10 protein-coding genes and 1 riboswitch are annotated in these 12,294 nt (G+C 34.6%); of the genes, 6 read left to right on the top strand and 4 right to left on the bottom strand.

All coding sequences use genetic code 11. The annotated features are described in order from the left end of the window. Positions 1-108: 108 nt before the first annotated feature. Positions 109-279 (top strand): hypothetical protein, encoded by a 171-nt coding sequence (locus tag D1606_RS18870; protein WP_158582417.1) that lies wholly within the window; start codon positions 109-111, stop codon positions 277-279. Between the two features lie 270 nt (positions 280-549). Here the strand turns inward: D1606_RS18870 and D1606_RS16950 are convergent, their stop codons facing one another. Beyond that, positions 550-1,206: an MBL fold metallo-hydrolase gene (locus D1606_RS16950; RefSeq protein ID WP_119417198.1), complete on the bottom strand. Its 657-nt coding sequence runs from the start codon at positions 1,204-1,206 to the stop codon at positions 550-552. A gap of 227 nt (positions 1,207-1,433) precedes the next feature. Here D1606_RS16950 and adhP point away from each other — a divergent pair, with 227 nt between their 5' ends. Together adhP and cobT are read left to right on the top strand one after the other, a co-directional pair. Next, entirely contained in the window at positions 1,434-2,456 is a 1,023-nt protein-coding gene (gene adhP, locus D1606_RS16945; protein WP_119417197.1) for an alcohol dehydrogenase AdhP, read from the top strand. A 437-nt stretch (positions 2,457-2,893) separates the two neighbouring features. Beyond that, positions 2,894-3,073, top strand: a riboswitch (cobalamin riboswitch). A gap of 78 nt (positions 3,074-3,151) precedes the next feature. After that, the gene (gene cobT, locus D1606_RS16940; protein ID WP_119417196.1) at positions 3,152-4,201 is read left to right on the top strand and encodes a nicotinate-nucleotide--dimethylbenzimidazole phosphoribosyltransferase; all 1,050 of its coding nucleotides are present in this window, start codon (positions 3,152-3,154) and stop codon (positions 4,199-4,201) included. Between the two features lie 284 nt (positions 4,202-4,485). On the opposite strand, the gene D1606_RS16935 is transcribed toward cobT, so the two are convergent. Then, positions 4,486-7,932, bottom strand: a complete 3,447-nt coding sequence (locus tag D1606_RS16935) for a bifunctional 2',3'-cyclic-nucleotide 2'-phosphodiesterase/3'-nucleotidase (RefSeq protein ID WP_369973824.1) — start codon at positions 7,930-7,932, stop codon at positions 4,486-4,488. A gap of 370 nt (positions 7,933-8,302) precedes the next feature. Then, positions 8,303-8,938 (bottom strand): hypothetical protein, encoded by a 636-nt coding sequence (locus D1606_RS16930; RefSeq protein WP_119417194.1) that lies wholly within the window; start codon positions 8,936-8,938, stop codon positions 8,303-8,305. Between the two features lie 485 nt (positions 8,939-9,423). Between D1606_RS16930 and D1606_RS16925 the strand changes: the two genes are divergently transcribed. From D1606_RS16925 to D1606_RS16915, 3 genes are read left to right on the top strand one after another with little or no spacing between them, the layout of a single operon-like run. Continuing rightward, positions 9,424-10,215, top strand: coding sequence for a basic amino acid ABC transporter substrate-binding protein (locus tag D1606_RS16925; protein WP_119417193.1), 792 nt, complete (start codon positions 9,424-9,426; stop codon positions 10,213-10,215). Positions 10,216-10,229: 14 nt separating this feature from the next. Beyond that, entirely contained in the window at positions 10,230-10,970 is a 741-nt protein-coding gene (locus tag D1606_RS16920) for an amino acid ABC transporter permease (protein ID WP_119417192.1), read from the top strand. Further along, on the top strand, positions 10,967-11,689 hold the full coding sequence (locus D1606_RS16915; protein WP_119417191.1) for an amino acid ABC transporter ATP-binding protein: 723 nt from the start codon (positions 10,967-10,969) through the stop codon (positions 11,687-11,689). Before D1606_RS16920 ends, D1606_RS16915 begins: the two co-directional genes overlap by 4 nt. Positions 11,690-11,743: 54 nt before the next feature. Here the strand turns inward: D1606_RS16915 and D1606_RS16910 are convergent, their stop codons facing one another. Continuing rightward, positions 11,744-12,277, bottom strand: a complete 534-nt coding sequence (locus D1606_RS16910; RefSeq protein WP_233548159.1) for a ribonuclease H-like YkuK family protein — start codon at positions 12,275-12,277, stop codon at positions 11,744-11,746. Positions 12,278-12,294: the final 17 nt, after the last annotated feature.

Here is a 12,294-nt window from a genome sequence, read left to right as displayed (position 1 = left end):
TTCAGAAGAAAATAATGTTTTTCCTGTTGGAGTCAAAGGAAATAAAAAAATAAAAGAAATAATAGAAAAGGAATTACGTGAAAATATGTAAAAAAGGGGGATATATCAATGATATTTTATACAACTACTTGCATGATCTGTAAAGAAAAATTTAAGCTATTAGAAGGAACAAAGAAGTATCGTGAATATAAAGTAAATCGAGAGAAAAAATTTTGGTGTGATCCTTGTGAAGAAAAAATTTTAGAACAAGCTCGAAAAGGATTTATAAGTAGATTTTAGGTTTATCCCACACTATTGTAGTAAGACTCATACCTCAAAAAACGTGGGGCACTATTAGTAAAGGACGATTGGTACAATGAGCGGAAGAAAATATTAAAATCTCTTTATGAAAGAGCAACTGCTTTCCTTATTTTTAAAGGAAAGCAGTTGTTTTTAATATTTTCCAACTAAATTCGTTTATTTATTAATGCTTTTATGATTTTATCTCGATGAGAAAAAATAGAACATTCAGTAAGAGTGAGTACTGAAACTAAAAATCTAGAAGGCTACTTATGAATAAGTAGCCAGATAGTTTTTCATTTGTTTATAGGGCTCTTTTACGTCATTACCATGACAAATGCTTACAATATTAGGTTTCAAATCTTCAATAACATAACTACTTTTTATAGCTTCATCCATATTAGAAGTAAACATAGCCATTGGTTTTCGGAGTTGACCATTTTTTGAGGTGAATAAATCGCCACTGATCAAAACCTGATCCTTTTTATGATAGTACACTACATGACCTGGAGAATGACCTGGAGTGTGGATAGGGGTTAGATCATCAATATCCTGTAAGTTTCCATTTGTTATTTCTAATGGTTGTACAACACCTGGTTGCACAAGGGATTGCGCTTTTTTCCTACCAGGGAAAGGTTCCTTTCCTTCCATGTATTTAATATCAGCTTCATGGGAAAATACAGGAACATTTTTTATTTCTAGGATTTTTTTCAATCCACCGACATGGTCAGAATGGCCGTGCGTTAATAGAATAGCTTTTAGGTTACCCAACTTCTCCGCTTCTTCTAAAATCTTTTTCCCCATAAAAGACATTCCTGTATCCACAATGTATACACCATCTTCAACTGTTACAATCCAAGCACTCATTTTAAACATAAACCAAGTTTCAATTTTATAAATATTTGGAGATACCTTAAGAACTTTCATTTTTTCACTCCTCGGACTAGATTTGTAATATGCATTTTTTAGTGACGTAAAACTTTCATTTAAAGCTTTAAAATTTCATGCTGCCGTCCATTCATAAGATTATTCCAATTAATTCTATTTTATGTAAATTATATATATTACTAGAAAGTATATCAAATAATATATAAGGAATAGTCACAGCATCTACCATCATATATATAACTGAAAAGCGAAAGGAGTGGAAGATCGTGAAAGCTGCAATTGTGAATGCGTTTTCAAAAGAGTTGGAGATTAAAGAAGTTTCGAAACCTCAATTAGAAGAGGGAGAAGTTTTAGTGAAAATTGAAGCTTGTGGTGTATGTCATACAGATTTACACGCAGCACATGGGGACTGGCCTGTAAAACCAAAATTACCATTAATCCCAGGGCATGAAGGGGTAGGGGTTGTCGTTGAAGTAGCTAAAGGTGTTAAATCGATTAATGTTGGTGATCGAGTAGGAATTCCGTGGTTATATTCTGCATGCGGAGAATGTGAGTATTGTATAGATGGTAAAGAAACATTATGTCCAAATCAACTAAATGGTGGATACTCTGTGGATGGTGGATATGCAGAATATTGTAAAGCACCCGCAGATTATGTAGCGAGAATTCCTGACAACGTAGACCCAATTGAAATCGCTCCCATTTTATGTGCAGGTGTAACAACATACAAAGCATTAAAAGTTTCAGGTGCAAAGCCAGGAGAATGGGTTGCAATTTACGGGATCGGTGGACTAGGGCACATTGCATTACAATACGCGAAAGCAATGGGACTCAATGTAGTGGCTATAGATATTAGCGATGATAAGTCAAAACTCGCAAAAGAATTAGGGGCAGACATTGTCATTAATGGTTTAAAAGAAGATCCTGTACAAGCCATTCAAGAACAATTAGGTGGTGTACAAGCTGCAATTAGCGTAGCTGTAACAAAAAAAGCCTTTGAACAAGCTTATGAATCAGTAAAACGCGGGGGCTGTTTAGTAGTTGTTGGATTGCCAAATGAGGAGCTCCCAATTCCAATTTTCAATACAGTTCTCAATGGTGTTACAGTAAAAGGATCAATTGTTGGGACAAGAAAAGATATGCAAGAAGCACTTGATTTTGCCGCACGAGGAAAAGTACGCGCCATTATTGAAACAGCAAAACTTGAAGATATCAATGATGTGTTCAATAAGATGGAAAATGGTAAGATTAACGGTCGTATAGTACTAACACTAGCAGATGAAGAGTAATAAGTTCTAGATATAATCGTTATATTGAAATAAAAGGCTGCTACATTTAATGGTAATAATTAAATGTAGTAGCTTTCTTGATTTTGGTATTGTTCTCAAGAATATTTACAGTTTGTCTTAAGTTATTATAAGCTTTATTTAGACGTCATACTCTATGAGTAATTTATATGAAAAAATAACAAATTGTCTGCGGAGTATATGTATATATTGGCCGTTTACTGATAGCAGCAGATGTTTTTATGTATGATATAAAACCTTTAAAAACAAGATCACAAAATGCCATTTGATATGCAGCCGAAAATTGCTTAAAAAAGGATTGCCATTGTATTATTGCTGGCTTCTGACTAAAAAAGGTTACTAAATTACAAGTCGGATAACATAGTATTTTATAAAATATATTGATTTACCAACGTTCAACGAGTATCATAATGATAGAAAATTCAATAAAAGTACAAGGTGCCTTTGACAAAAGGAGAATAGGGAATGAAGTGAAAAGCTTCAGCGGACCCACCACTGTAGAGGAAAGTTTGAATGGAAATGCCACTGGACAATGTCTGGGAAGGCCTATTCAAATGTAGACCCTGAGCCAGGAGACCTGCCTTGATACTTGTTGACACAGATGATGGAAAAGTCTGCGGTTTATTTGTAATACAAATAAACTGCAGGCTTTTAATTTTATTAGGGAGAGATGAAAAATGAACTTGCTACAGCAAACTGTTGGAAAAATTAAAGACCTGGATGGAGACATGATGGCAAAGGCAAGACAAAGAGTGGATAATTTGATCAAACCACCCAAAAGTCTTGGCAAATTAGAAAGTATCGCTGTCCAATTATCGGGGATTACAGGAGAGCTTTTTCCAGCAATTGATCAAAAAGCAATCATTGTAATGGCTGCTGATCACGGTGTGTACGAAGAAGGCGTTACAAGCAATCCTCAAGAAGTTACATTTGCGCAAACGCTGAATATTGCTAAAGGAATAACAGGGGTAGGAACCATTGCAAAAGTATCAAACGCAAAAATTGTCACAGTCGATGTTGGTGTAAAAGTAGATCTTCCTACTGATGCTGGCGTGATCAATCGTAAAATTAGAAGAGGTACTGCCAATTTCACAAAAGGACCAGCTATGACAAGAGAAGAAGCAATCCAATCTTTAGAAGTAGGGATTGAAATTGCTAATGCAGAAATACAAAATGGCGTGAATATGTTAGGAACAGGTGAAATGGGTATTAGCAATACAACACCAAGCACTGCTATATTATCGGTATTAGCGGGTTGTGATCCGAAAGAAATTACAGGTAGAGGGGCAGGTCTTGGACAAGGCGGTTTAGCCCATAAAATAGAAGTGATTCGAAATGCTATTGCAATAAATCAACCAGATCCAACTGATGCAATCGATATACTAGCAAAAGTAGGAGGATTAGAAATTGGTGGTATGGCAGGGGTTATGCTTGCAGCAGCAGCCAATCGAGTACCGGTTGTTGTTGATGGCTATATTTCAACAGCTTCCGCACTTATCGCCACAACAATTGAACCTAAAGTCAAGGATTATCTCATCACATCTCACGCAACTGATGAACCAGGTGGCAAAAAGGCAAGCGAACTACTAGGCAAAGAACCAATGCTTAAAATGGATATGTGTCTAGGTGAAGGTTCAGGAGCAGCATTAGCCTTTCCAATCATCGATGCAGCATGCAGTATGATGAAAAACATGCCAACCTTTGAAGAAGTGGGAATGGAAATATAATTTGCATTTTTCTTTAAATGAATAACTATCAATCCTGAAAGCTGCCTTTGTATAGAACAAGGCAGCTTTTCTTATTCAATATATTGAAAGGCGCAGTACATATTGAATTATTTAAAGAGCGAGTTTTTAAAGATGTTGCTGAGTGAACATGGAGCTGAGGGTAGCGAATCTATTAAACCACAGCAAGAACAAAACTTCCTAGCAAATAAGAAAAGGCTACCCCAAGCGGGATAGCCTCAGCCTCTTAAATCTTAAAAAGCTCTTAATCTAAGAACTATAAAATTTTAATTTACTCGTTGAATTCTTCCTTCTACTTTATACTCGAATGGAGAAGATAATGCTTTTACAAATTCAACAGTTGCATCTAAGTCAGTTGGACCAACTTCCATGTCTTTAGAAAGTGCACCAAAACTAGTATCAATATTATCATACATATAGTTGTTTACAACAACAGTATATTCTTTTGATGGATCAATTTTGCTACCATCTGGCAAAATAATATCGACTACCTTTCCAGTTTTAGCTGTATCGTCATACGTATAAGTGTATTTAAAACCAGAAATATGATAATCAAGACCTCTTGTAGTAATTTGTTCAGCTAATATAACGCGTAAATCAGCGCCACTTAGCTTTACTTTATTAAGAACATTACCAAATGGTTGAATGGCAAATAAATCACCGAAAGTAACTTTACCAGCATTTAGTGGAGCGCGTACACCGCCACCATTCATCAATGCAAAGTCAGAATTCATTGCTTTTTTCATACCATCCGCGATTAAATTTCCTAGAGCAACATCACTGTTTTTTCTTGTTACAGTTGGATATCCTTTTTCAAGGAATGTTGATGAAGCTCCAACTTCTTGTGCTTTAAGCGGTTCAGCTTTATCAGCATATTTCTTCATTATAGTAGCAACTTGCTGATCTGGTGTGTAGTCGTTTTGATAAACGGTTTTAATCTCCGCAGATTTTTTGATAATATCGCCTGTCTTTGGATCAATTTCGACTTCTACATCAGAGAAAGCAGAGCCATAAGAGTATGCTTGGACGATTAATTTGTTATCTACCACTCTATTTACTTTGACATGATTATGTGCTGAGAAAATAACATCAACTTCATCGTCTACCATTTCTGCAATCTTACTTGCATCAAATTTGTCAGCATAGCCTGTTTGAAGGGCAGGATTATGTGCAAGAACGATGATTGATTTGATACCTTGTTTCTTTAATTCATCCGTATACTTATTAATTGCTTCTACTTCATCTGTGATTTTAAGTGTTTCATTACCTTTTTGTACAATCATTGAAGGCGTTTCTTGTGTAACTACGCCAATTACGCCGATTTTCTGACCACCAGAAGTAAGAATGGTATAAGGATCTGTAATTAGTTTTCCATCACGAGTGTCATAAGCGTTTGCAGCAACTTGTGGAAAATTCATCCCGTCATAACCAGGAGTTCCGTTTGGATGATTGCCACCTTTGATCATTCGTTTTAGTTCATCAATGCCTTCATCAAACTCATGATTACCAAATGTTCCTGCATCAAATCCAATCGATTCTAAAATTTCAATTGTCGGTTCATCTTGGAAAAGAGCTGAGATTAGTGGACTTCCGCCAATCATATCTCCAGAATGGAAGATAAGAGTATTTGGATTCGTTGCTTCTTCTTTTCTTAATGCTGCAGCAGTATATTCCATACTTCCTGCATTTAAATTGCCTACCTTAGTAATTGTATCAAGTTGACCATGTAGATCATTTACACCTAGTAGTTGAACTTTAACTGGGTCATTACTATTATTTTCATTTTTTAGATTAATATTAAAAATTCCGAAGCCTTTTGAATCTGTTTTACCAGTGTAAGAGAATGGGCTTCCATCTTTAATATAATCTTGAGCTTTTGGAGAAGTTGTGAACGTCACATTGACATCTCCATTGATTGGAGCAAGTGACCAGTTTTGGTCCGCTGTTGGTGTAATTTCTTTTTGTTCTGTAATGTAATCCATCAAAATTTGACGGTTTTCATCTGCAGAATCTACAACTAACTCACTGCCTTTAAGTCCTGGGAAGTTACCACCACCACCAGCACGATAATTATTTGTAACAACTACAAATTCCTGATTTGGATCGATTGGTTTTCCGTTATATTTTAGATTAATAACACGACTTGAATTTGGATTTTCTAATGCTCCAGTCGTTGAGTATTTAGCTGGTTTTGTCACATCAATTTGGTATTCAATGCCGTCAATAACATCAAAGTTATATACTCGGAAATCTGGATTAAGTAACTCTTGTTTATCTGTTTTATTTGGATCAATTGTATTAAATTGACCTGCAGACATTTCAATCCACTCTTTTACGACAGAACCTTTAATTTTCACAGCTTTTAAAGTGTTGTCATAGAGATATAGATCACCAGCACTACGGATCGTTAAATCACCTTTTTTGATCTCAGTGTACTCATCTACACCGTTACGACCAGCTTTAAATGGTGCACCTACTGATAATATAGGTAATTCTTTCAGTTCAGGCTTGTTCAGTTTTATATACTTTTCGACATACCATTTTTGTGCATTTGTTACAACTTGAATTGAAGGATCATCTTGAACAAGGGCAAAGTAGCTGTAAATATCATCAGTCGTTTTACCGATTGGCGTATTCACATAATTTATTGTTTTTTCATGAGTAGATTTTACAGCTTTTACGATCTTGGCATCAGGTTTTACAGTATCAATCTCTCTTGTGGAAGATTGAGAAGTAGAAACAGACCATTTACCGTTCACTTTCTTTAAGGAAAGATCAATAATACCTAATGAACCACCGCCATATCCAGCTTGCACAGCAGGGACACCGTTAATCGTACCTTTTTTGTTGTCAACACCAGGAAGAGGTTGGCCATTTGCATCTTTGAACAAAGCATCTAGACTGGCAATGTCTTTTGCAGGAAATACTTTATGCGTATGTGAGAAAGTAATTGCATCGATTCCAGGCACTTTAGTTAAAGAGTATACAGTGTCTTCAGTATTTACTTTTGAACCATTGAATCCGGAGTGGGCAAGAGCAATTACGATATCAGCACCTTTTTTTCTCATAGTAGGTACATATTTTTTCGCTGTTTCAATAATGTCTTTTGTGATTACTTTGCCATCAAGATTTGCTTTATCCCATTCGTTGATTTGTGGAGGAACAAAACCTATGTAGCCAATTTTAATGACATTTGTTTTACCTGATTCATCTTTTACTTTCTTCTTGATAATTTTATAAGGTGTGTATTTATTTTTATCATTCTTTGGATTTTTGTCGTGGTCATCCACATATACATTTGCGTTTACAACTGGAAAATCAGCATCATCATATACTTCATCAAGATATTTTAAACCATAGTTAAATTCATGATTTCCAAATGTTGCAATATCATAATCCATAATATTCATAGCTTTTATAGCTGGATGCACTTCTTTATCCTTTAAAGGTTTAATTTTTGCTTTATAAGTGCCAAGTGGTGTTCCTTGAATGAGATCTCCGTTATCTACTAACACGGAGTTTTTAACTTGTGATCTTGCCTTTTTTACAAGTGTAGCTGTTTTAGCTAATCCTAATTTAGGAGCATCACTATTTTTGTAGTAGTCAAAGTCAAGTAGGTTCGTGTGTACATCTGTTGTTTCCATAATGCGTAGATTTACTTTCGATTGGACTTTTTGTTTGGAAGATTTAGCTGCCTCCGCATCAAAAGTCATAAAGGATGAGGCTAACAAACTAATTGCAAGTGCACTAGATAAGACCTTAAAACCTTGAAATTTCCCATTAAATTTCAAACATACCACCCATTCTTTTGTGAATTTTGAGACCGAATCTCTCCTAGAATATAGCATTAAAATTGTTAATATGGTGTATATTATTTATTAAATGGTAAAATTAAACCTAATATTCTTCCTTATTAGACAAAAGATAGTAATATATAATTGTTTCTCTAAATGAAATTTTATAGGATAAAAGTATAACTTTGGCGATTTTTGTAGAAATAATACGTTTCAACGAGAAAAAGTAGTGAATCGCAAACGCTTCAAAAATACCCATATGAGTTCAGGCTCACATGGGTTAAATAAATTATCTTAATATGAAATTGTATTTTCGTGAAGGGAAATCAGCCCCTAATTTATTGATTTCAACTTTTGCATTTTCGATGAGATTCCGCGCTTTTGCTTTTGTGGCATCATCTAGTTTTTTGATTTTTTCACTAGGATGGTTCTTCGGCAAAGTAATGCCTAAAGCTTTTAATTGTCGATCAGCTTCCTCTTTGGAAATAGTTCCGTTCTTTACTTTCTGGAAAATTTCTTTGACTTTAGCTTTGGTGTTGTCATCCAATTTTGAGAATTGATCACTCTTTGGATGGTGTTTCGGTAAAATGATGCCCAATTTCTTTAGTTGAGCTAATCCTTCTTCTTTTGTAATCTTCCCATCCTTCATTTGTTTCATAATTTCTTTAACTTTTACTTTTGTTTCGTCATCCAATTTCTCGAACGTTTTACAATGTGGCTTTTTTGGTACCGTAACCCCTAATTTCGTTAAATCCTCATCCAACTTGTTTAGAACAGTCTTCACTTTTTGCTGAGTAACTGCATCGAGCTTTGAATTTTTTTCGGATGCAAATACATCTTGTTGAGCGGTTGTAGTACTAAACATCATGCTAAATGTAAGAGCACAAGTTAGTAAAAAGGCACTTAGTATATTATTTCTTTTCATATGATGTTCACTCCTTCATGTAAGATTTAAATATCTCTTGATAAAATTTTTGGTTAAAATGAACTCTCTTAAATAAGGTTCACTTTATATTGCCCAATAATAATAAAAATAAAAGGGGAAAATGGATTTCTTCTATATAACATAAATACGTTAAAATTCAGCGAGAATATTAAAGCATTAATATAGAAGAAACTCAATAACAAAAGAATTTTTAGTATAAGAATTCAAACATTAGTTATCCCATTTGTGAGATCTCCATGAAATTACACAACCAGGTCAACTACGTATTAAAAAGAATACATCAAATTTAAAAAAATCTAAAATTAATATTGTATTTTTATAAATAACATAGTATATTTATTCTATAATATGAAAAATTAATATTGTTTTAATATTCTTAATTTTATATAATAAAATTTAACTAGAAATAGTTATTTAATATTGGGGATATTTCAAAAAAATATTAACATCTAGGGGGTTATTTAATGAAAAAGAGAAAAAAATTATTATCAATGTTCATATCAGCGCTTGCAGTATCAATGCTATTAGCAGCATGTGGTTCAGATCCAAAAGAATCAAGTTCAGGTGATGGATCAGGAGCAAAAGATAAACTAGTAGCAGGAACAGAAGCTACATTTGCACCATTCGAATCGTTGGATGACAACGGTAAAGTTGTAGGGATTGATGTAGATATTTTAAATGCTATTGGTGATGAAACAGGCAAAAATTTTGAGGTTAAAAATATTGGTTGGGAACCAGTTTTCCAACAAGTAACAAATGGTGAAATCGATTTAGGTGCATCAGGTATTACAATTACAAAAGAACGTAAAGAATCATATGATTTTACAGATCCTTATTTCGAAGCAACTCAATTAATCGTTGTTAAAGAAGACTCAAAAATTAAATCTCTTGATGATTTAAAAGATAAAAAAATTGCCGTTCAAATTAACACAACAGGGCACATAGCTGCAAAAAAATTACAAGGTAAATCAAGTTCTAAAATCAAAGCTTATGAAAATCAACCGACTGCATATCAAGAAGTTATAAATGGCTCAGTCGATGCTGCAATTGGTGATAACGCGGTTATACACGAATATTTAAAAAATAATCCAAATGCAAAATTGAAAACAATTGAAGACGCTGCTTTTGAAAAAGAATATTATGGATTTATGGTGAAAAAGGGTAATAAAGAAGTACTAGATGTATTAAATGATGGTCTTAAGAAAATAAAAGAAAATGGTAAACTAGCTGAAATTACAGGCCAAGAACTTAAATAATTGGGGGTATCCAGATGGACTTCTTTGATATGCGCTGGGATATTATCTGGAATTATCGTGAGATGTTTTTGCATGGTATCTGGGTGACCATTTCTTTAACCATTTGTGGTTATTTAGGTGGTCTTATACTGGGAATCTTATTAGGTCTTGGTAAAACGTCGAAAAGAAAATGGATTTATTGGCCAGCGAAAATATATGTAGATCTATTTCGTGGCACACCGATGCTTGTTCAAATTTTGATCATCCATTTAGCACTAATTCCTTCTATTTTTGGTCAGTCTTATGGCTTTATGGTATCGGGGATTATTACGCTTATATTAAATAGTGGCGCATATATTGCGGAAATTATGCGTGCAGGTATTGAGTCAATTGATAAAGGACAAATGGAAGCAGCTCGCTCACTTGGTTTAACGAAAAATAAGGCAATGATCAAAGTGATTTTGCCACAAGCGTTTCGTCGAATGATACCACCATTAGGAAACGAGCTAATTGCCCTATTAAAAGACTCTTCACTAGTAACCGTGATTGCGGCTAATGATATTTTATATGCAAGTAAAGTTGTTGCAGGTGCAACTTTTAAAATTTGGGAGCCATATATAGCTGCTGCAGCTCTATATCTAATCCTAACTTTTGTCTTGACGAAAATTATTACTTTTATTGAAAAAAGATTTAGCAATAACTTCAATCCTAGAAAGAAAAACACTGGTAAAAAGGGTCATTCGCAAAACAAAGATGAAGGGCAGGTTGCGGCATGATCAAGATTAAAAATTTACACAAAAATTATGGTAACCTGGAAGTTTTAAAAGGTATCGATTATGAAGTAAAAGAGAAAGAAGTAGTATGTGTCATTGGGCCTTCTGGATCAGGGAAAAGTACGTTTTTGAGATGTATTAATTTGCTTGAAGAAATTTCTGATGGTGAAGTTTTTATTGGCGATGTAAAGGTAAATGATCCAAAAACCGATATCAATGAAATCCGTACAGAAGTAGGAATGGTTTTTCAACAGTTTAATCTATTCCCGCATATGACTGTTATCGATAACATTACAATGGCGCCGATACAAGTTCGTAAAATGGCAAAAAAAGATGCGGAGAAATTAGCATTAGAGTTATTAGATAAAGTAGGACTTCAAGAAAAGGCCTACAATTATCCCGAACAACTTTCTGGTGGTCAACAACAACGTGTGGCTATTGCGCGTGCCCTTGCCATGAAACCGAAAGTTATGCTATTTGATGAACCAACATCTGCCCTAGATCCAGAGATGGTGAAAGAAGTATTGGATGTTATGAAACAGCTAGCCGATGAAGGAATGACAATGGTGATCGTAACACATGAAATGGGATTTGCTCGTGAAGTAGCTGATCGGGTTGTTTTCATGGATGGTGGCTATATTGTAGAAGAAGGTCATCCTGAAGAAGTGTTCGGAAATACACAAAACGAACGTACTAAGTCATTTTTAGGTAAAGTTTTATAAATACGAAAATCCATTCAGTGAAGTAGTTGCTGAATGGATTTTTTTACCTCCAATCTATCTCGTAAACCGATTGGCATAACAGGAGGCTACAAATGCTTCTGGCTTAATCTTTGGCTCTACACCAATGGATTCGATTCTGGCTACCATTTCATTTACAAATTCTCTTGTTTTGTTGCGTTTACCAGCCCCAATATCGATATGCCCCTCCATCGTAAATGTCGAACCCTCATACAAATAGGGAATCACAATATCAATGAGCTGTTTCTTTTTCTCTTCAGTGAACATCGCAACTATTTCTTCGGTAAATGAAAGTTCCAACGATATTCTCTCATGTAGATGCAGCATTTTACGTGGTACAATCACTCTTCTAATACAAGCCCATACCCCATGCCCTTCCTCTAGAATGACGATTCCTGTAATAAAAACAGTATGAGATTTATGAACTTGCGAATCAGTGCCTACAATTAGCCGATAATGGCCTCTTGGATTTTGATTCATAAATTGAATAATATGTTGAAAAACATCTTCAAACGTCATATTTTTTTCTTGCAGATTTTGAAAAGGATCGTAACGAAATGAGGTCCCCATTTTTCACCGCTTCTTTC

Source organism: Rummeliibacillus sp. POC4 (assembly GCF_003576525.1).
Lineage (GTDB): Bacteria > Bacillota > Bacilli > Bacillales_A > Planococcaceae > Rummeliibacillus.
Note: the sequence above shows the minus strand (reverse complement) of the source record. Positions and strands in the feature narration are given on the sequence as shown.